20 protein-coding genes and 1 tRNA gene are annotated in these 21,326 nt (G+C 38.7%); 12 read left to right on the top strand and 9 right to left on the bottom strand.

Features of this window, described 5'->3' with window-relative positions; genetic code table 11:
- The 8 genes from hisIE to hisG all read right to left on the bottom strand — a co-directional run bounded on the left by hisIE (position 1) and on the right by hisG (position 7,173).
- The gene (gene hisIE / locus QZ136_RS04500; RefSeq protein WP_291400802.1) at positions 1-594 is read right to left on the bottom strand and encodes a bifunctional phosphoribosyl-AMP cyclohydrolase/phosphoribosyl-ATP diphosphatase HisIE; all 594 of its coding nucleotides are present in this window, start codon (positions 592-594) and stop codon (positions 1-3) included.
- A gap of 17 nt (positions 595-611) precedes the next feature.
- Positions 612-1,415 carry an imidazole glycerol phosphate synthase subunit HisF gene (gene hisF, locus QZ136_RS04495; protein WP_291400799.1) on the bottom strand — a complete coding sequence of 268 codons (804 nt, stop codon included), beginning with the start codon at positions 1,413-1,415 and terminating at the stop codon, positions 612-614.
- Positions 1,416-1,482: 67 nt separating this feature from the next.
- Positions 1,483-2,232 carry a 1-(5-phosphoribosyl)-5-[(5-phosphoribosylamino)methylideneamino] imidazole-4-carboxamide isomerase gene (locus QZ136_RS04490; RefSeq protein WP_291400797.1) on the bottom strand — a complete coding sequence of 250 codons (750 nt, stop codon included), beginning with the start codon at positions 2,230-2,232 and terminating at the stop codon, positions 1,483-1,485.
- 4 nt (positions 2,233-2,236) lie between these two features.
- Positions 2,237-2,830, bottom strand: coding sequence for an imidazole glycerol phosphate synthase subunit HisH (hisH, locus tag QZ136_RS04485; protein ID WP_291400795.1), 594 nt, complete (start codon positions 2,828-2,830; stop codon positions 2,237-2,239).
- Complete coding sequence (hisB, locus tag QZ136_RS04480) at positions 2,827-3,921, bottom strand: bifunctional histidinol-phosphatase/imidazoleglycerol-phosphate dehydratase HisB (protein WP_291400794.1); 1,095 nt, start codon at positions 3,919-3,921, stop codon at positions 2,827-2,829. Before hisB ends, hisH begins: the two co-directional genes overlap by 4 nt.
- Positions 3,918-4,979 carry a histidinol-phosphate transaminase gene (hisC, locus tag QZ136_RS04475; RefSeq protein WP_291400792.1) on the bottom strand — a complete coding sequence of 354 codons (1,062 nt, stop codon included), beginning with the start codon at positions 4,977-4,979 and terminating at the stop codon, positions 3,918-3,920. The genes hisB and hisC overlap by 4 nt, the downstream gene beginning before the upstream one ends.
- A gap of 36 nt (positions 4,980-5,015) precedes the next feature.
- Complete coding sequence (hisD, locus tag QZ136_RS04470; protein ID WP_291400790.1) at positions 5,016-6,308, bottom strand: histidinol dehydrogenase; 1,293 nt, start codon at positions 6,306-6,308, stop codon at positions 5,016-5,018.
- 13 nt (positions 6,309-6,321) lie between these two features.
- Positions 6,322-7,173, bottom strand: coding sequence for an ATP phosphoribosyltransferase (hisG, locus tag QZ136_RS04465; RefSeq protein ID WP_291400788.1), 852 nt, complete (start codon positions 7,171-7,173; stop codon positions 6,322-6,324).
- A gap of 326 nt (positions 7,174-7,499) precedes the next feature.
- Between hisG and QZ136_RS04460 the strand changes: the two genes are divergently transcribed.
- The 12 genes from QZ136_RS04460 (at position 7,500) to QZ136_RS04405 (ending at position 19,841) form a co-directional block, all read left to right on the top strand.
- A complete protein-coding gene (locus QZ136_RS04460) occupies positions 7,500-9,554 on the top strand; it encodes a BatA and WFA domain-containing protein (RefSeq protein WP_291400786.1) in 2,055 nt (684 codons plus the stop codon).
- Positions 9,551-10,816 (top strand): dihydroorotase, encoded by a 1,266-nt coding sequence (locus QZ136_RS04455; RefSeq protein WP_291400784.1) that lies wholly within the window; start codon positions 9,551-9,553, stop codon positions 10,814-10,816. Before QZ136_RS04460 ends, QZ136_RS04455 begins: the two co-directional genes overlap by 4 nt.
- 8 nt (positions 10,817-10,824) lie before the next feature.
- Positions 10,825-11,499: a hypothetical protein gene (locus tag QZ136_RS04450; protein ID WP_291400782.1), complete on the top strand. Its 675-nt coding sequence runs from the start codon at positions 10,825-10,827 to the stop codon at positions 11,497-11,499.
- Positions 11,500-11,505: 6 nt separating this feature from the next.
- Positions 11,506-12,081: a DUF4199 domain-containing protein gene (locus QZ136_RS04445; RefSeq protein ID WP_291400780.1), complete on the top strand. Its 576-nt coding sequence runs from the start codon at positions 11,506-11,508 to the stop codon at positions 12,079-12,081.
- A 137-nt stretch (positions 12,082-12,218) separates the two neighbouring features.
- On the top strand, positions 12,219-13,172 hold the full coding sequence (locus tag QZ136_RS04440) for a glycosyltransferase family 2 protein (protein WP_291400777.1): 954 nt from the start codon (positions 12,219-12,221) through the stop codon (positions 13,170-13,172).
- Between the two features lie 49 nt (positions 13,173-13,221).
- Positions 13,222-14,187, top strand: coding sequence for a glycosyltransferase (locus QZ136_RS04435; RefSeq protein ID WP_291400775.1), 966 nt, complete (start codon positions 13,222-13,224; stop codon positions 14,185-14,187).
- Positions 14,188-14,193: 6 nt separating this feature from the next.
- Positions 14,194-14,952: a DUF975 family protein gene (locus tag QZ136_RS04430; RefSeq protein ID WP_291400773.1), complete on the top strand. Its 759-nt coding sequence runs from the start codon at positions 14,194-14,196 to the stop codon at positions 14,950-14,952.
- Positions 14,942-16,444, top strand: a complete 1,503-nt coding sequence (locus QZ136_RS04425) for a GH3 auxin-responsive promoter family protein (protein ID WP_291400771.1) — start codon at positions 14,942-14,944, stop codon at positions 16,442-16,444. Before QZ136_RS04430 ends, QZ136_RS04425 begins: the two co-directional genes overlap by 11 nt.
- A gap of 104 nt (positions 16,445-16,548) precedes the next feature.
- Positions 16,549-17,709 (top strand): 1-deoxy-D-xylulose-5-phosphate reductoisomerase, encoded by a 1,161-nt coding sequence (locus QZ136_RS04420; RefSeq protein WP_291400863.1) that lies wholly within the window; start codon positions 16,549-16,551, stop codon positions 17,707-17,709.
- A gap of 24 nt (positions 17,710-17,733) precedes the next feature.
- Positions 17,734-19,062 carry an RIP metalloprotease RseP gene (gene rseP, locus QZ136_RS04415; protein ID WP_291400769.1) on the top strand — a complete coding sequence of 443 codons (1,329 nt, stop codon included), beginning with the start codon at positions 17,734-17,736 and terminating at the stop codon, positions 19,060-19,062.
- Between the two features lie 42 nt (positions 19,063-19,104).
- Positions 19,105-19,641, top strand: coding sequence for a Fe-S protein assembly co-chaperone HscB (hscB, locus tag QZ136_RS04410; RefSeq protein ID WP_291400767.1), 537 nt, complete (start codon positions 19,105-19,107; stop codon positions 19,639-19,641).
- A 120-nt stretch (positions 19,642-19,761) separates the two neighbouring features.
- Positions 19,762-19,841, top strand: a tRNA-Leu gene (locus tag QZ136_RS04405).
- A gap of 283 nt (positions 19,842-20,124) precedes the next feature.
- Here QZ136_RS04405 and QZ136_RS04400 read toward each other — a convergent pair.
- Complete coding sequence (locus QZ136_RS04400) at positions 20,125-21,210, bottom strand: phosphoglyceromutase (protein ID WP_291400765.1); 1,086 nt, start codon at positions 21,208-21,210, stop codon at positions 20,125-20,127.
- Positions 21,211-21,326 lie beyond the last annotated feature (116 nt).

Genomic DNA, 21,326 nt, shown 5'->3' with positions numbered 1-21,326 from the left:
TTATTTCCCTGAATTTCTATTTTCTAGGTTTTTAGCAATACTCGACAGACTTACATTCTTTTCGCGCATCAAAACTAATAAGTGGAAGATTAAATCGGAAGCCTCATTAATAAAATCATGCTCAGTTTCATTTAGTGCTGCAATTACGGTCTCAACACCTTCTTCGCCCACTTTTTGTGCTATTTTATTGATGCCCTTTGCACGTAATTTATTAACGTAAGAGCCCTCTAGGGGATGATTATATCGCTCGTCAATGATTTTTTCGAGCTCGAAAATGAAATTCTGATTATATTCACTATCAAAGCAAGATCTGGTTCCATTATGGCAGGTTGCACCCACAGGATTTACCTTAATCAGGAGCGTATCTTGATCGCAATCTTCTTTGATAGACACTACATGAAGGAAATTACCACTCTCTTCGCCTTTTGTCCAAAGTCGGTTTTTACTTCTTGAAAAAAAAGTAACTTTTCCTTCAGTTTTTGTTTTTTGATAGGCTTCTTCGTTCATGTATCCCAACATGAGCACTTCAAGCGTTTTTTCATCTTGAATTACTACTGGGACTAATCCCTCACCTTTTTTAAAATCAATGGTCATTTCTTATATTTTTGGGCTTAAAGCCTAATTTCAATATTATTTTCATGCAAAACGCTTTTCAAATCGGGAATTAATATCTCCCCATAGTGAAAAACCGATGCTGCTAGGGCTGCATCTACATTGCTTAGCTTAAATAGATCTACAAAATCTTGAATGCTACCCGCACCACCAGAAGCAATTAAAGGGATGTTTATAGAATCATTGACTTTCTTAAGTAAATCGTTGTCAAAGCCTGCTTTGGTGCCGTCATGGTCCATAGAGGTTAGAAGTATTTCGCCTGCACCTCTATTTTCGACTTCTTTTATCCAGTCTTCGGTTTCAATTTCGGTTGCAATTCTGCCACCATTTAGGTGGACAAAATTTTTGCCATTAATATGCTTAGTATCAATGGCTACCACTACAAATTGCTTTCCAAAGGCAAGGGCCAATTCATCAATAAAATTTGGGTTTCTAACGGCTGCTGAATTAACTGAAATTTTATCGGCACCCGAATTCAGAAGAATATCGGCATCCGTAATTTCATTGATTCCACCTCCAATGGTAAAGGGGATATTTATCTGTCGTGCAACCGAACGCACCAATTCAACCATCGTTTTTCGGCGTTCATGAGTGGCTGTAATATCCAAAAAAACCAATTCATCGGCACCCTGAGCAGAATATTGATAGGCAAGCTCAACAGGATCGCCGGCATCGCGCAAAGCCACAAAATTGACGCCTTTAACGGTGCGGCCGTCTTTAACGTCTAAACAAGGAATAATTCGCTTGGCGAGTTCAGTCCCCAAATGCGTGATGCTTTGCTTTGTATTTAGTGCTGTATTCAAATCTTTTATTATAAATCATGGATTACTAATTCCTAAAACCCTTGATATGTATGCTTATGGCTTAAATTTAAAAGCTTATTAGGGATTTTAAATTCCAGGCCTTAATTTCTTCAATGGATATTTTTCCCTCGTATATGGCTTTACCAACTACACAAGATTCAACTTTTATTTTTTGAAGATCTTCAATATCCTGCATCGAACTTACGCCTCCAGAAGCAATCAGCTTAATGAATGGCGAGTGTTCCATTAATTTTTTGTAGAGCTCCACTCCAGCACCACCCAATTTCCCATCTTTATCAATATCTGTGCATAAAAAACGGAAGAAGCCTAGGTTGAGGCATTTATCTACATAATCCATCAGTTTGATGGGCGAGCTTTCCATCCATCCCGAATATTTAATGACTTCATCTAAAACATCAATGGCTATAACCACCTGATCTTGGCATTTATCTTTGCCACATATCTCAAGACTTAATTCCTGAAGGAAATTAGCATTGGTAATGGCCTGAGTACCAACAATTACACGGTGAATTCCTGCATCAATTAGCTCTTTTACTTTTTCGATGCTGCGAACACCACCACCATATTGGATTTTAATATCCGTTTTTTTGATGATATCAAACAGAAATTTCTGATTGCTGAAATCTCCCTTCGCCCCATTCAAATCAATAATATGTATGAATTCAGTCCCGTTTGATTGATATTTCTCAATCATCTCCTCTAAGGTAACATCGTAGGATGTTACTTGATCATAATCACCTTCACGTAATCTGACAACCTTAGCATCTAAAATATCAATTGCTGGAATTATATACATGGCTTTAATTTAATTGTGCAAAATTCTTTATTAATTGTTCGCCGGCTATACCTGATTTTTCAGGGTGAAATTGAACGCCGTAAAAATTATCTTTTTGGATTGCTGCGGAAAATTTTATTCCGTATTCTGCCGCTGCAATGGTAAAATTAGAATTAAATTCTAAGAAATACGAATGTACAAAATAAAAGTGCGTTCCATTGGCTATGTCTTTAAATAATTGATTATCAATATTTTGGAAGACTTTATTCCAGCCTGTATGTGGTACTTTTACTTGAAGTGTTTCACTAAATAACTTTGTTTCTAAAGGAATAATACCCGTTAATTTTGAGTCGCCTTCTTCAGAATGATTACTTAATAATTGCATTCCCACGCAAATGCCTAGCACCGGTTTTTTCAATTGAATGATTGCTGGTATGAGTCCGCTATCAATTAATTTTTGCATTGCCGTGCCTGCATGCCCCACACCGGGAATAATAAAGCGATCATACTTCTCAAAATCTTCAACATGGTGAATCATGCCATAGCTTAAACCTAGTCGGTCTAAAGCCGATGTTAATGAGAAAATATTCCCCGCACCGTAATAAACTATCCCAATCATAAAACTCCTTTGGTACTTGGTAGGGCAGTCCCAGTTATTTGTATAGCCTGTTTTATACTTTTTGCTAATGCTTTAAAGCTTGCTTCAATCATGTGATGGGTATTGTCTCCATCAATTATTTTCAGGTTTAAATTCATTCCTGCATGCTCAGAGAATGATTTCATCCAATGTTCAAACATCTCGGTTGGAAAATCTCCTACATATTCTCTATCAAATTTGCCTTCATAAATGAAGTAGGCACGATCAGAAAAATCAATGGCACATTGCACTAATGCTTCATCCATTGGCAATAAAAATCCGTAGCGCTCAATACCTCTTTTATCTCCTAAAGCTTGCTTAAATGCCTTTCCTAGGGCAATAGCGCTATCCTCGATGGTATGATGCTCATCAATTTCTAAATCACCCTCCACTGTAAGAACGAGATCTACGCCCGAATGTTTTGCCAACTGATCGAGCATGTGATCATAAAATTTTAAGCCTGTGTTTATTTGATGCTCTCCATTGCCATCTAAATTAAGGCTTAACTTTATTTTGGTTTCCTTCGTATTTCGCTCCAACTCTACCAAACGATCTTGTTTTCGAGTTAAAAAATTACTGATTTCAAGCCAATTTTTACTAGTTAATATAGCATGCTCATGCGCTTTATCGGAATAGTAAATAGCCTTACAACCTAGGTTTTGTGCTAATTGAATATCCGTCTCTCTATCCCCAATGGTATAAGAATTATGAAGGTCTATTAAGTTGGAAATGAGGTAATTAGTCAATAAGCCGGTATTTGGCTTACGATTGGGACTATTTGCTTCTGGGAAAGAATCGTCAATAAATATTTCAGCAAAGCTAATGCCTTCATTTTTAAGAATGTTAAGCATCTTTTGCTGCGGTTTTTGGAAATCTTCCTCAGGGAAACTGCTGGTGCCTCGTCCATCTTGATTGCTTACCATAACTAGTTCATAGCCAAAGTCTTGTAGCTTTTTTAATGAAGAAATTGCGAAAGGTAGAAATTCTAGTTTTTCGAGACTATCCACCTGGAAATCTTCTGGTGGTTCAACAATTAAAGTCCCATCTCGATCTATAAACAATACTTTTTTCATTTCTTTTTTGATTCTTCGAAGTTTTTGAAAGCTTCCATTAAAACTGTATTTTCTTGTGGTGTACCGATAGTAATTCGTAAACATCCTTCACAAAGGGCAACTTTTGAGCGGTCGCGGACAATTATACCACGCTCGACAAAAAATTGATAAATTTCTGTGGGATTTTCTGTTTTTACTAGGATAAAATTAGCATCTGAAGGATAAATACTTAATACTGAAGACATTTGGCCTAAATCTGCGCGAAGCTTTTCGCGTTCAGTCACCGTTTCTTTTATCCAATTATTTACTTGATCTACATTTTGAAGTGCAGCTAAAGCCAGTTCTTGTGAAGCCTCATTCATATTATAAGGTGGCTTAACTTTATTGAATACTTCAATAATTTCTTCGCTGGCAAAGGCCATTCCCACACGTAAGCCTGCTAAGCCCCATGCCTTTGATAAGGTTTGTAAAACTACCAAATTGGAATACTCGGTAAGCTCTTGAATAAAGGTTTTTTGGCGACTATAATTGATGTAGGCCTCATCAATGACTACTAAACCATTAAAATTGGCCAAAATTGTTTCAATATCTTCTCTATTGATCGAATTTCCTGTAGGATTGTTGGGAGAGCAGATGAATATTATTTTAGTATTTTCATCTATCGCCTCAGCAATACCTTCCATATTTAGTTGATAATCAGGCAATAAATTGATTTTTCTGATTTCAACATCATTGATATTGGCAGAAACCTCATACATGCCATAAGTTGGCGGTACAGTAATCACATTGTCTTTCCCTGGATAGCAAAAAGCACGGAAAAGGATGTCGATAGCCTCATCACTGCCATTTCCTAAAAAAATATTTCTAGGAGGAACGCCTTTAATTTCTGAAAGTCGCTTTTTAACCTTGTACTGTAATGGATCTGGATAGCGATTATAATTAGTGCTTAGCGGCGAGCCATAAGCGTTTTCGTTGGCATCTAAAAAAACGGAGGCTTCGCCCTTAAATTCATCTCTTGCCGATGAGTAGGGGACAAGCTCCTTGATATTTTTACGAAGTATATTTTCTAAGTTGAACATCGTATTGTATTAAAGTATTTTATTCAATAATTTATCTTAATTGTCTTTTAAACGGACACTAACCGCATTTTTATGTGCTTCTAAACCTTCCAGAGCAGCTAGAATTTCTACTGTGGGACCTAAATTTTTAATTCCTTCTTTAGAGATATGTTGGAAGGTGATTTTCTTAATAAATGAATCTACCGAAACACCAGAATAGGCTCTAGCATAGGCACTTGTGGGCAAAGTGTGATTTGTCCCGGATGCATAATCACCAGCACTTTCAGGAGTTAAATGGCCAAGGAAAACAGAACCTGCATTTATAATTTCGGGAATAATCATTTCCCATTGGTCTGTAGCCAATATTAAATGTTCAGGAGCGTAAATATTGCTGTATTCCATGGACTCATGTAGGTCGGCACAATAAACCGCATAAGAATTTGCGATTGCTTTGGCAGCGATTTCTGCTCTTGGCAATAAAGGCAATTGACGCTCTAATTCAAGTATAGTTTCATTGATAATACGCTGAGAATTAGATACTAATACCGCCTGACTATCAATCCCGTGTTCAGCTTGTGCAAGAAGATCGGCAGCCACATATTCCGGATTTGCGCTCTCATCAGCTATGACAAGCACTTCTGATGGTCCTGCGGGCATGTCGATGGCCGTTTGGCTTTCCGATTGAATAATTGTTTTGGCTTTGGTTACATATTGGTTCCCGGGACCAAAAATCTTATCCACTTTGGTGATGCTTTCAGTACCATAAGCCATTGCCGCTACTGCCTGAGCGCCACCAGCAAGGTAGATACGTTCAATTCCCAATAGTTCGGCGCAAAAAGCGAGGTAGGCATTTACTTTACCATCTTTTTGGGGAGGCGAGCAAACGATAATCTCCTTACATCCTGCCAAGATGGCTGGTATTCCAAGCATTAAAAAGGTGCTCGGTAATACGGCGGTTCCCCCCGGAATATAAAGACCTACTTTCTCAATTGCACGGTATTCACGCCAGCAGATAACCCCTTTCGTGGTTTCAACCTTCTGTTCGGTGGGAATTTGCGTTTCATGAAATTTACGAATATTGTTGTAAGCTGTGCGAATAGCATTTTTTTCTGCCTCTCCAGCGCCTTGAGCAATCGTTTTCAGCTCATCTTTATCGAGAAAAAGCTTGTTTAGCACAATGCCATCAAACTTTTCAGCATAGCGAATTAAAGCCTCATCGCCTTTGCTTTTTACCTCTTCAATGATGTCATTAACGGTGCTGCGAATGTTCTGGTTCGAGTCGCTGTTACGCTTGCATAGCTCCTCAATTTCTTTGCGATTAAGATCCTTGAAATTATAGACTTTCAACATGTGTTTTTATCTTTTAAAGGATGATCTTTTCAATTGGCATAACAACAATGCCCTGAGCGCCAGCACTTTTCAGCAGACTAATCTTTTCCCAAAAATCGCGCTCGGGAATAACGGTGTGAATTGCTACCCAGCCTTGTTCAGCTAATGGGACAACTGTGGGACTCTTCACTCCAGGTAAAAGCGCTAGAATTTGATCCAAGTTTTTAGCTTCTGCGTTTAAAACCACGTATTTAGTCTCTTTAGCGCGTAAAACCGACTGGATTCTTTGAATCAGCTCAACGATAAGGTCTTCATTTTCAATGCCTTTGCGTCCAATTAAAACGGCTTCCGACTTCATTACTTCCGCAAAGGGTTTTAAACCATTACTTTTTAAAGTCCCACCCGTTGATACAATATCAAAAATGGCGTCACTTAGTCCGAGGCCCGGCGCAATTTCTACCGAACCCGAAATAGTCCTAATTTCCGCATTGATAGATTGCTCATCTAAGAATTTTTTTAGGATGACAGGGTAGGAGGTAGCGATTGATTTGCCATTGAGGTCGGCAATATTTTCTATGGTACTATGCGTTTGTACCGCTAGTTTTAAGGTGCACTTTCCGAAGCCCAGCATTTGCAGGAAGGCTACATCTACACCAGTCTCACTAATTACATTTTCGCCTACAATTCCGAGGTCGGCAATACCATCTTGAACGTATTCAGGGATATCATCATCACGCAGAAATAGTATCTCTAGAGGGAAATTGGAGACATTAGAAATTAATGAACTTTTATAATTTTCGAAGCTTAAACCGCAGTTTTTTAGAAGCTCGACAGATTTTTCGTTTAATCTACCCGATTTTTGGATAGCTATTTTGAGAGTTTTCAAATTTTATGTTTTAATCAGACCAAAAAAAATATTAAGAAACAGTTTCACGTAGAAACGTATATAAAATCACATCGCCGCAAAGCGATGATGGAAATGTACGTGATGTGTGAAAACTAGAATCATATTTTTGGCCCAATTAGCTTGGGAGGAAAACAAATATACAAAAATCATTTGGTATTTTAAAATCTACCAACCTAAATGGCTTGTTTCTAGGTTTTTATTACAATAGTTTGAGAAACATTTTTGTTTTTTAACACAGTTCATTGCGAGCATAGCGAAACAATCCATTTTCAAACTCCATTAATTATCATTAATTTTGTTTCTTAATGAGATTCCTATCCCCCGGATTTTTATTTGCCCTTGTGACAATCGTCATTCCTGTCCTTATTCATTTATTCAATTTCCGGAAATTCAAAAAGGTTTATTTCAGCAATGTGCGCTTTCTGAAAAATGTGGACATGCAAACATTTTCCAAGAGGCAGCTTAAAGATCGTTTAATTCTTGCATCAAGGATTTTAGGGCTTTCATTCCTAGTATTGGCTTTCGCAAGGCCGTATATCCCGACTGCCTCTCAAGATAATGCATTCCAAAATCAGGTTTTGAGCGTTTATATCGACAATTCCTTCAGTATGGAAGCGCAAAATAAAGAAGGTACGCTCCTTGATGAAGCTAAACGTAGAGCCAAAGAAATTGCATCGGCCCATAGCCTGAATGATAAATTTCAAATCCTGACCAACGATTTTGAAGGTAAAGACCAACGCTTACTCTCCCTAGAAGAATTTCAAAATGCGATTGAAGAAATTCAAATTAGTCCCGCCAGTAAAAACATAAACCAAATCATCTCCCGACAAAAAGAGGTTTTCTCGAAGGAACCAAACTCGCGTAAAAGCATTTACCTGATTTCAGATTTCCAGAAAAATATACTAGGAGAGAATGCAATACCTGCAGATAGCTCCCTCGCAATCAGATTGATACGAATAAAGTCAAATCCGCAGCCTAATATCTCCATCGACTCCATTTGGTTTAATTCTAACATTCATAAGCCAGGCGATTTGGAGAAAGTAATGGTCAGGTTAAAGAATAATTCTGAGGAAGAAGCGCTCAATATTCCCATTAAACTTTTCATCAATAAAGAGCAAAAAGCCTTGGGAAGCCTTTCAATTAAAGCTAGGTCTAGCGCTATAGACACCCTGAGCTTCAGCGGATTAAAAGCGGGCTGGCAGCAGGCACGTGTAGAAATTACCGATTTCCCTTTGATTTTTGATGATCAATTTTATTTCAGTTTTAAAGTGGAACAATCCATGCCCATCTTGATTATTAATGGTGCATCAGAAAATGCTTATTTGAATGCCTTGTTTCAATCTGATAGCTTCTTCCGCGTGACCAATAATCTCTCAGGAAATGTAAACTATTCAGAATTAGATACTTACTCTTTGGTGATTTTGAATGAATTGCCGGAGCTGAGCGCGGGACTATCGCAACAGCTGCAAGATTATTGCAAAAGAGGCGGCACATTGATGATTTTTCCTGATTTGAAGGCTGATCAAGCGGGATTAAGAAATTTCCTCCAGGGACTAAACACCGACCTTCCAGAACAGGTAATTTCTAAGGAAGAGCGTGTAGCATCCATTAATTTACAACATCCTCTCTTTGAAGGAGTATTTGATAAAAATATCCCGAAAATGGATTTACCATCCGTAAAAAAGTATTTAAAATTCTCTTCTTTAAGCAAAACAAATCGTAAGAATATTTTAGAACTTCCTGGAAATCAATTATTTTTGAGTGAGTATGCTGTCGGTACAGGAAAAATATATTTGTCAGCGGTAGCACTCAACGATGAATCCAGCAATTTGCCTAAGCATGCCATTTTTGTGCCTATCATGTATCAATCGGCCTTAATTTCTATCAGAAAGCAGCAGCTATTTTATGATTTAAATGCTGAAACATTGATCAATCTTCCTAAAATTATTCTAAACCCCAATCAGACGCTAAAACTCAAGAAAGAGTCCTATGAAACTATTCCAGATTTAAGGCAAAATGATCATTTATCGCAAATTTTTGTTGAAGATCAAATAAGAGAAAGTGGTCATTATCAATTATTTAAAGGCGATAGATTGCTCGCTATCTTATCCTTTAACGATGCGGGGGCCGAATCTGATTTAAGCTATGCTAGCAATAATGAGATAAATGCTAATTTTGGGACTAATAAACCTGAAATGATAGAGCCAGAGCAAGCATCCATAGAAAATATGATAAAAACTGTAAATCAGGGCACCTCACTATGGAAAGTTTGTCTGATATTAGCTCTTTTATTTTTCGCAGCAGAGATATTATTGATCCGTTTTTACAATAAAATACAAATTAAACCTCAAATAAATTGAAGAAATATTTAATTCAGTCGGCCACCATTTTACATCCTGAAAGTCCTTTAAACGGACAAACACTTGATGTTTTAATCAGTGATGGGAAGATTTCTGAAATTGCCAAGAAAATTGATGCTTCAGATAAGAATTTAATCACTATTGATGCAAAGGGACAGTTTTTATCGCCAGGTTTTTTAGATATCAATGCCAATTTTGGAGAACCGGGCTTAGAGACGAAGGAGGATATGAATACGGGCTGTGCGGCTGCTGCGGCTGGTGGATTTACTGCTGTTGCTTTGATGCCCAATACACAGCCTCCCATCCATTCGAAGGCGGAGGTTTCCTACCTGCTGAATAAATCTCAACATAATCTAGTCGATATTTTTCCAATTGGATGCATTAGTCATCATCGCGAAGGCAAGGAATTGGCCGAAATGTTCGATATGAAAGATTCGGGTGCCATTGCCTTTTCGGATGGGAATAAGCCAGTTTCGAATGCCGGATTGATGAGTAGAGCCTTGCTTTACACCAAATCTTTCAATGGCTTAATCTTTTCTTATGCTGAGGATCAAGACATTGCAGCTAAAGGAAAGATGAATGAGGGCGTGATGAGCACCTTCCTAGGGATGAAGGGAAACCCATCTCTGGCCGAAGAATTAATGGTCTCACGTGATCTTTATTTAGCCGAATACAATGATGCACGCATACATTTTAGCACGATTAGCACCGAACGGACAGTAGATTTAATCCGCAAGGCCAAAAAAGCAGGTGTGAAAGTTAGCTGCGATGTGGCGGCACATCAATTAGTTTTTACCGAAGAAAATTTAGAAGGTTTCGACAGTCAGTTTAAAGTTAAGCCACCACTCCGCACTAAAGCTGATCAAAAAGCATTGATTGCGGGACTAAAAGATGGCACCATTGATGCGATTGTTTCGCAGCATACCCCGCATGAAATTGAGTTTAAAGATGTGGAATTTGAAATTGCTAGTTTTGGTATCATCGGACTCCAAACAGTATTGCCTCTAGCATTAAAATCAGGCTTAAGTCCCGAGCAAATTGTAGAAAAATTAGCCATCTCACCAAGAAAATTAATGGGAATTGAAATTCCATCTTTTGATTTAGGAATTTCTGCTAACTTTATACTTTTTAACCCCTTAGAAAAATGGACTTTGAATGAGGATTCGAATAAATCTAAATCATTTAACTCACCACTAATGGGGCAGGAATTAACAGGCAAGGTGAATTTTGTTTGTAACAATGAACAATATTTAATCTCTTAAAAGATCATATGAATACTAGTGTAAAAGAAGCCATGCTTTCTGCTTTAGCGCAGTTTGCTTCGGTAAATAATCAGGATCAGGAGGCTTTTTCGAAGGTGCTTGTATCTGTTTTTAGTTCGGACAAGGTTTATATGGAAAAGCTTGCCGCTATGGATGCCGCTTTTGATGAACATCCTATGTTTGAGCCTTTGCGCGAACTCTTTTTCGATCTTTTATTGATTAATTTCTTCAATGAAGATGTGCGTAAGCTGGAGGAAGATTATTTAGAATCTCCCGAGTGGGAACAAATTGAAGAGCAAACCATCGACCGTGGTACCGAGCTCCTCAATGTAATTCTTTATTTGCAAGAGTGTCAGGATGAGGCTATTGAGCCTGAGTTGAGCGATTTCTTGCGTGAATTTTTATTAGTAGATGAGGATGAATTCCAAGATGAGCATCGCATCTATGAAGTGGTTATTGCCAATCAAATTTTGGTAGAGAGTAGCTTAAAAGAAGTTGCACGTGTAAGCTCCTCAATTCCAGAAGATTCTGAACTAAAGGAATTGTTTTACCCAATGATTGGCTTTTTCAGAGATCCTGATCCTGTAGATGAGGATTTTAATGAATTTATTAAATATAGTGCAAACCCTGATTTCGACTCTGCCGTTTATGCTTTACTTATATCTTTTAACAACCAAAATTAAACAAACATGGAATTAACTAAACAAAACTTAAACAAAGAAGCTAGTACAAATGGTATTATCGTAGGTATCTTATCCGTAGTGGTAGGAATTGTGGTTTATTATGCAGCACCATCACTTTTAGGATCTATCGGATTCGGAATCGGATCAATGGTTGTATCAATTTTAATCTACGTTTTTTTCACGCTTGATTTAAGAAAGAAAATTGGTGGATTTTGGAATTTTAGAGAAGCCTTAAAAGGCATTTTCCTAATGGCTTTTGTTGCAGGTTTACTTTATTCAGTAGTAAATTATGCTTTTTACAATTTTATAGAGCCACAAGCATTTGAGAAAGTTGCTGGTTATATGGAAGCTGGGACAAGCAAAACCCTAGAAAATATGGGTATGGAACAAGACCAAATTGATGAAGCAATAAGCAAGCAAATGGAAGGAATAAAAGAACAGTACAACCCTACAGTAGGTCAGTTTTTTAAGAACTTAGGTATTGCTGTACTCGTACAATTTGTGATGTCACTAATTTTTGCAGCCATCTTTAAGAAAGAAGAACCTATTTTTGCCACTCCAATTGAAGAAGAACAAGAATAATTTATAATTTAAAATGAGCGTGCAGATTTTATCGAATTTATTGATGAAATTTGCACGTTTTAATTAATCTAAAATCTAACGTCTCAAATCTAACATCTCACATCTCAAATCTCACATCTAACATCTCACATCTCCCAATGAACATCTCCGTCATCATCCCCCTTTACAACGAAGCAGAATCGCTGCCAGAGCTAACAAGCTGGATCAGTAGGGTGATGGATAAACATTCATTTAGCTATGAAATTATCCTAGTTGATGATGGAAGTAATGATGAATCATGGGAAGTAATTGAACAATTAAAGACTGAAAATCCTTTCATTATTGGCATTAAATTCCGCCGTAATTATGGGAAGTCGGCAGCATTAAATGTTGGCTTTGAGGCCTGCCAGGGGGATGTTGTAATCACTATGGATGCCGATTTGCAAGATAGCCCAGATGAGATTCCAGAGCTTTACAGGAAAATTGTAGAAGAGAAATACGACCTCGTTTCTGGCTGGAAACAAAAACGTCACGACCCACTCAGCAAAACCATTCCTACCAAACTTTTTAACCTTGCTACCCGCCGCATGTCGGGAATACATAATTTACATGATTTTAACTGTGGGTTAAAATCTTATCGTAAGGATGTGGTTAAGAGCATTGAAGTCTATGGCGAAATGCACCGTTACATCCCCGTAATTGCAAAATGGGCGGGATTCAAAAAGATAGGAGAGCAGGTAGTGGAGCATCGTGCACGTAAGTATGGCACGACAAAATTTGGCTTCAGTCGCTTTATAAACGGCTTTTTAGATTTACTTTCCATATTTTTTGTGGGGAAATTTGCCAAGCGCCCCATGCACTTTTTCGGTACCATTGGAGCGTTAAGCTTTCTTTTAGGTACCATCATGGCCTTGTGGATCATCGTTGAGAAATTATACCACATCACCATGCATATCCGCTATACGCGAGAGGTGGTGGATCAACCCTTATTTTACATCGCGCTCGTTGCCATAATTGTAGGCTTTCAGTTGTTTCTTACTGGTTTTATCGCCGAATTGGTTTCTAGAAATTCGACCGAAAGGAATGTTTATCAGATTGAAAAGACCATCTAATTTCTGCTGTGAATAAATATCCTAATTTGCTTAAATAAAAGCGTTTATCATGTTCTTTTCAATTATAATTCCACTTTATAACCGGCCTCAAGAAATTGATGAGTTACTTCATACTTTAACACAGCAAACATATACTCAGTTTGAAGTGTTGATTATTGAAGATGGTTCTAAAATTGATGCCAAAGACATTGTGGACAGCTATGCTGATAGTCTGGATATTAAATATTTTTATAAAGAGAATGGGGGACAAGGTTTTGCGCGTAATTTTGGTTTTGAGCATGCTAAGGGCGATTATTTTGTAATTTTCGACTCAGACTGTCTCATTCCCATAGATTATTTAGAGATCGTTAAAAACTACCTTTTGGAGCATCAATTAGACGCTTATGGCGGACCCGATGGTGCCCACCCTTCATTCACCCCAGTCCAAAAGGCGATTAGTTATTCCATGACTTCACCATTTACTACTGGCGGAATTAGAGGGAATAAAAAGCATATTGGGCAGTTTCATCCTAGAAGTTTCAACATGGGAATTTCGAGGGAAGTGTGGGAACGCACTGGCGGATTTATACTGACACGCCTAGGTGAGGATATCGAATTTAGTATTCGCATCCAGTCCATGGGTTTTAAAATAGGTTTAATTCCCGATGCAATAGTTTTTCATAAACGCAGGACAGATTTAAAGCAATTTTATAAGCAATTGCACTTTTTTGGGCGCGCAAGAATCAATATTTATAAACACTTCCCCTCAGAATTGAAAATGGTGCATTTTTTCCCGGCATTATTTACTCTTTTTTTGATGGCTAGCTTGATATTAAATGCTTTTGCTCACCCTTTAGCCGAATTTTGCAATACTTTAATAGCAATTTTCATTTTGTTGATATTTTTTCACTCTTGGAAGGTAAACAAATCAGCAAAAGTTGCATTTTTGAGCATTGCTGCATCCTTCGTGCAGCTCACTGCCTACGGCTTAGGTTTTATGCAGGATTTTTGGAAGAGAATAATTTTAAGAAAATAAGAAAATATGGATCAGCGGATGTCTGTGAGCGTTATTTTGTCGGATGCCTGGGAACTAGCAAAAAGAAATATTTGGATTTTGCTCGGTTTTACTATCGTTCAATTTCTGTTTATTTTAACAATAACTGGGGTATTGGGTGTGGTTTTGGGAGGTGGCTCCGGGACTGCCGCCCTCATTCAAAATGTGGTTCTTAGCTTGTTCGATGCCTTCTTTACCGTCGCATTTTACCAGGTATTTTTTAAGTTAATTGATGATGATGATCATCCAGAACTACCTGATTTTGTGCCCAATTTATTGAAAGCGGTCAATTTTTTGATTGTTAAACTGATTGTGGGATTAATTCTTGTGGGTATCATTGCCATTATCAGCTCCATCTATTTCATAAATACCCCCGAAATTGATACTAGTCAGCCTTTCAGCTGGGAACTTTTACCAGTATTCATCCTAATTGCTATTCCAATCATCTTTTTTACCATCCGTTTTTGCTTTGTGGTATGTTTTATCGTAGATCAGGAATCAGGTTCATCAGAGGCAATTAGTCAGAGTTGGACCCTCACAAAAGGCCATTTTTGGTTCATCAGCTTGCTGTTTTTGGTCATGTTGGGACTTAATATTTTGGGTGCGATGGCGCTGTTTATTGGACTACTATTCACTGTTCCTTTCTCAAGTATAATTCTGATCATTGCATATCGTCATTTGGTAAATAATTATACTGATGAAGAAGAAATTATGTTAAACGATCCGGAGGATAAGGATGGGAATTAAGTCTTTTTTAGCAAAACCGATTGCCGCACTCGCTGTAAAGCAGATTGAAAAGTGGAAAAAAAATCCCCTTGAGGCTCAAAAAAAGGTGTTAAAACATTTAATCTCCAAGGCACAAAACACCGCTTTTGGCAAGGATCATGCATTCGCAGAAATCAAGAATTATGAAGATTTCAAGAAGAATGTGCCTGTGGCCGACTATGAAGAGCTTCGTACCTATATTGACCGCGTAGTTGCTGGCGAAGAGCATGTGATGTGGCCAGGGAAGCCTCTTTACCTCGCTAAAACTTCAGGAACAACCTCCGGTGTAAAATATATTCCCATCTCAAAAGAGTCTATGCCTGAGCATATTAAGGCCGCAAAAAATGCGCTTTTGTGCTATATTCATGAAACAGGTAAGGCTGATTTTGTGGATGGAAAGCTTATATTTTTACAGGGGAGTCCGCTTTTAGATAAGATTCACGGAATAAATACCGGCCGTCTATCTGGAATTGTAGCCAATCACGTACCTGCATACCTCCAAAAGAACCGTTTACCATCCTATAAAACCAATTGTATTGATGATTGGGAAGAGAAAGTAGATGCTATTGTGGAAGAAACTATCCACGAAGATATGCGACTCATTTCTGGTATTCCACCTTGGGTGCAGATGTATTTCGACCGTTTAATTGCACGTTCGGGAGGTAAGAAAATCGCTAAAATCTTCAAAAACTTCTCACTTTTTGTCTATGGAGGGGTAAATTTTGAGCCTTATCGTGCTCGTTTAGAGGAAAGTATCGGTAGGAGAGTAGATTCTATAGAAACTTATCCTGCTTCCGAAGGATTTATCGCTTTTCAGGATTCTCAAGAGGAAAAAGGATTGCTTTTACTCGTTGATGCGGGTATTTTTTTTGAATTTATCCCCACAGATGAATATTTTAATGAAAATCCGACCCGTATTTCACTTGAAGAGGTCGAATTGAATAAAAATTACGCCATAATCCTGAATACAAGCGCCGGTTTATGGGGCTATAGCATCGGTGATACCGTGAAATTTGTATCGAAAGACCCCTATCGTATCATCGTTTCTGGGCGAATTAAGCACTTTATTTCTGCTTTTGGGGAGCATGTAATTGGGGAAGAGGTTGAACATGCTATTTTGTCGGTGGCAAGCCAAGAAGGTGTAGAAATCACCGAATTTACGGTCGCCCCGCAGGTTAGTCCCGAAGGCTCCGAACTACCCTACCACGAATGGTACGTTGAATTTGCACGCCCCCCGGCCGACTTAGCGAGTTTTAGTCTGAAGGTGGATGAAGCCCTCCAAAAGAAGAATGTTTACTATTTCGATCTGATTGAAGGGAAGATTTTGAGGCCTTTAGTGATGCGCGAACTAGAACAAGACGCTTTCCGGAATTATATGAAAAGTCAGGGTAAGCTGGGCGGACAAAATAAAGTCCCGCGTTTGTCAAATGACAGACATATCGCAGAAGAATTGAATAAATGGATTATCAAATAGTGTAAATTCCTCAAAAAATTAATATTTTAACCAATTCCTGATTTTCAGGCTTAAAAAATAACCGATTTCCTTTGATGGCAACAAATTTTGGCGAAGCATTTAACATGAAACATATTGCTATTCTGGGCTCTACAGGAAGCATTGGCACGCAGGCATTGGAGGTGGTTCGTCAAAATTCGGATCGCTTTAAAGTTTTTGTGCTTACCGCCAATAATAATGCTGATTTACTCGTTAAACAGGCATTGGAGTTTAATCCGCCATTTGTTGTGGTGACTAATGAATCTAAGTTCGCGGAGGTTAAAAATGCCTTGAGCAGTAGCCAAACCAAGGTTTTATGTGGGATAGATGAGCTTTGCGAGGTACTTTCGAAGCCTGAAATCACCTTAGTTTTAACAGCGATGGTCGGTTTTGCGGGATTGATTCCCACCTTAGCTGCCATTAAAGCTGGGAAGGACATCGCCTTAGCGAATAAAGAGACTTTAGTAGTTGCTGGCGAGTTAGTTTATAGTTTGGCGAAGGAACATGGCGTAAAGATTTTACCCGTAGATTCGGAACATTCAGCCATTTTTCAATGTTTGGCAGGTGAGGACCATAATCCCATTGAGAAGATATATTTAACGGCTTCTGGCGGACCATTCCGTGGGCGGGATGCCGAATTTCTATCCACCATTTCCCGCAAGGAAGCCCTAAAACACCCCAATTGGGTGATGGGTGAGAAGATTACCATCGACTCGGCAAGTTTAATGAACAAGGGCTTGGAAGTGATTGAGGCTAAATGGCTTTTTGATCTAGATGCTTCACAAATTGATGTGATTGTACATCCCCAATCCATTGTACATTCCATCGTACAGTTTAAAGATGGCTCAATGAAGGCGCAAATGGGACTTCCCGATATGAAATTACCCATTCAATACGCCTTAGCTTATCCCCAAAGGATAGAAAATAGCTTCCCACGATTTAACTTTATGGATTATCCCAATTTAAGTTTTGAGGAGGCTGACAAAAAGACGTTCCGCAACCTGGCTTTAGCATTTGAGGCCTTAAATAAGGGCGGAAATATGCCATGTGTGATCAATGCAGCCAATGAAGTGGTTGTGGCCGAATTTTTGAATATGCGTATTGGATTCCTACAAATGAGCGATGTGATAGAAAAATGTATGCGCGAAATGGCTTTTGTGGCCAATCCGACACTCCAAGATTATATGGAGAGCGACAAAAATACACGCATTTATGCGCAAGAATTAGTGATAAATAATAGTTATTAAATTAAATAAAATAGAAGAAAAGGCATGGATGGATTAGTAATGACAGGTCAGCTGTTATTGGGATTATCAATTTTAATCATTTTACACGAGGCAGGGCACTTTTTTGCGGCTCGTGCTTTTGGCATCAGGGTAGAGAAATTTTACCTGTTTTTTGATGCTTGGGGCTTTAAATTATTCAGTTTCAATTATAAAGGCTGCGAATATGGTATTGGCTGGCTTCCTTTGGGTGGTTATGTAAAGATCTCAGGTATGATCGATGAGTCGATGGATACCGAACAATTGGCTGGTCCGCCAGAACCATGGGAATTCCGTTCAAAACCAGCTTGGCAGCGCTTAATTGTGATGCTTGGTGGCGTAACTGTAAACATCGTTTTAGGTATTTTCATCTTCTGGATGCTCACCCTAAAAAATGGAGAAACCTTCATTCCCAATGATAAATTGCCTAATGGGATTGCGCCAGGCTTGATTGGAAAGGAAATCGGACTTCAAAGTGGCGATAAAATTACAGCGGTAAATGGTAAGCCTATTGCCCGTTTTGATGAATTAACAAGCTCTAAAGTCCTTTTAGGAAATACCGAACTGAGTGTTGCACGTGGTGCTGAGACAAAAACAATTCAGGTTCCTGGAAATATCCTTGAAAAAGTTTCAGATTTAGGTATTTCACAGTTTGTGGAGCCAAGAGTAAAATTATCAGGAATAGCTCAAATTGCACCGGGTGGAAATGCCGAAAAAGCAGGAATTCAGGTGGGAGACAGTATTTTAGCTGTCAATGCGAAGCCTGTAGTATTTTATGATGAGTTTAAATCTGAAGTACAAGCCAATAAAAACAAGGTAATTACACTGAGTCTTGTGCGCGACAATAAAACTTTGGAAGTACCAACCAATGTAGGGGAAGATGGAACGATAGGCATTGCGATTCCTCAATATTTTAATCTCCCAATTGAGACCGTTGAATACGGATTTTTGAGTTCATTGCCTGTGGGAGCTTCAAAAGCTTGGGGTTCATTCATGGATAATGCCAAAGGTTTAGGAAAGGTGGCTACGGGACAGGTGCAGGCAAATAAGGCTTTCACGGGACCGATAGGCATTGCAACTATGTTTGGTGGGACCGTTAATTGGGTGAAATTCTGGAGCCTAGTGGGATTACTTTCTATGGCCCTAGCCCTAATGAATTTATTGCCGATACCAGCTTTGGATGGTGGTCATGCAGTCTTTTTGATCATTGAAATGATTAAAGGAAAGCCATTGGGCGATAAGTTTATGGAGCGTGCTCAAATGGTAGGATTCGTGATTTTAGTCAGCCTGATGGTATTCGTATTTGGAAGTGATATTTTCAAGCACATCATCAATTAAAGTCCATTTCAAGCGAATTAATTAGAATCATTTAAAAGCATCATGAGCGAGATTAATTATTTCGAATTTTATGATTTGCCCATAAGTTTTGGGATAGACGAGCAAAAGCTTAAGAAGAAATTCTATGAGCTGAGCAAGCGCTATCATCCTGATTTTTATGTGAATGAAGATGAGGAGAAACAGGCCGAAATATTAGAGCTTTCTACCCTAAACAATAAGGCTTTTCAGGTGCTTTCTGATCCTTTAAAGCGCATTGAATATATTCTTGCTTTACAAAATTTACTTGCCGATGGCGATAAATATGTATTGCCGCAGGACTTCCTGATGGATATGATGGATGTGAATGAAGCTTTGATGGAGATGGAATTTGACCATGATGAGGTGAAATTAGCCGAATTAACGCAAATGGTGGATGGTATGGAGCTCAGCCTTTTTGATGAGTTGAAGCAATCTACAGATGAGTTTGATAGGAGAGAGGGCAAGGATGTGGATTCTATCCTTCTGACTATCAAAGATATATGGTACCGACAAAAATATTTGCTTAGGATACGAGAGAGCATGAATAAATTTAGGGGCTAAAATTGGAGCGAATTTGCTCAAAAGGCCTTTAAAATATTAAAATTTTATTTATGTTTGTCGCGAAGATTAATTCTTCAAATACCGCTGAGCTTGGTGATCCAAAACCAAGCCAATTAAAATGCCCAGCTGGCGGAACTGGTAGACGCGTCGGTCTCAAACACCGATAGGAAACTGTGCCGGTTCGATTCCGGCGCTGGGTACAAAAAGCCTCAGATGTAGATCTGGGGCTTTTTTATTTGGTGAAATTGGCATTTTTGCACGGTAGAGACACACGGCCGTGTGTCTCTACCATCCATCCATTTATCCAATTAAAACGCATAATTAGCCCGAAATACGTAGAGAAACACGGTCGTGTGTCTTTTCCAACCATCAATTCAATCCCCAGTTTATTTTATTTCATCCACCCAGATTTTCATTTAATTTTCATTGAAACGGATAATTGTGTTTGAAATGGGATGATAGGAGACACACGGCCGTGTGCCTCTACCGGAAAATCCCAACCCCAACCTCATGCTCCACCCTAAATTCCAACCCCATCAATTCCAACATACTTGCCGCCAACTGCTTCTGAAAAATCTTATCTCCACCTTCCTGCTCTCCTAATTTACCTTTGCTAGCTAAATTCGGACCCATTAATGCAAACCAAACATAATTGGCATCCTTGATACTAGCACCATGGCTTGTCCACTCATTTCTCCAACCTCTGCCATGATCCGTAGCAATTAAAATATAAGTATTATCCTTGTATCCCGGAGTGTTTTGCACCCAAGTCCAGATATCGCCAATCCATTGATCCACTTGATGTGCGGCATCCAAATAATTCGCATATTTATCATGATGCGCCCATTCATCCGTCTCGCCATAAGAGATATACATCGCCTTAGGCTTCTGAGATTTCAAATAGTGAAGCGCCTGATAATGAGTAAATACATCCAAACATTCCACCTCATGGAAAGGCTTATAACTGTCTTTTAACATGGCAGAAATTTGATTACTCAGCTCATCTTTCAAAATACTATTTAAAGGCTCAAAAGCATTGATAACCGGAAAACCTGACTTTTCTTCATTCAAAATACGGTTGAAGGCATTCCAAGCTCCAAAAGCAGCTACTTTTCCTTTGTAAGCATTCTGCTTGTTTAAAAAGGCAAATAAATTTGTATGCGGATTTGGTTTATAGTCGTTCGTATTGATTAAAGTATCCACATAACCCGTCAGCAATTCGCTATATCCGGGATAGGAAAACCAGTAGGGGTTAGCCACTTCCGCCAGACTATTTAGATTTCTATTTCCGAAAATCATGCCCTTTTCCTGCACGCTCGACCATAAAAAAGGCATTAATTTCTTTCTACTTTCTTGGGGATTAACCGCCGAATAGTTCTTAGCAATGGCTGCGCTATCGCTCTTATTCACACTTTTGCTGGTCAAAATGTCTTTATCCACGCCATTAAACACTTCCTGCCACCTCAAACCATCGGTGGTAATGACGATCAAATTGGGACTTTCCTTGGGATTCTTTTGCGCAATGGCAAGCTGATGAATGAAGATTAAGAGAATGAGTAATTTTTTCATGAGTTTGGGATTTGGAATAAAAATAGGGAAAATAGTAGTTAGTAGGTAGTATTGAGATATTAGATGTGAGATATGAGATTTGAGATCGCTCGTAGGGACAGGTCGCGACCTGTCCT

This window comes from Daejeonella sp. (genome assembly GCF_017495225.1).
In the GTDB taxonomy this organism is placed as follows: Bacteria; Bacteroidota; Bacteroidia; order Sphingobacteriales; family Sphingobacteriaceae; genus Daejeonella.
Note: the sequence above shows the minus strand (reverse complement) of the source record. Positions and strands in the feature narration are given on the sequence as shown.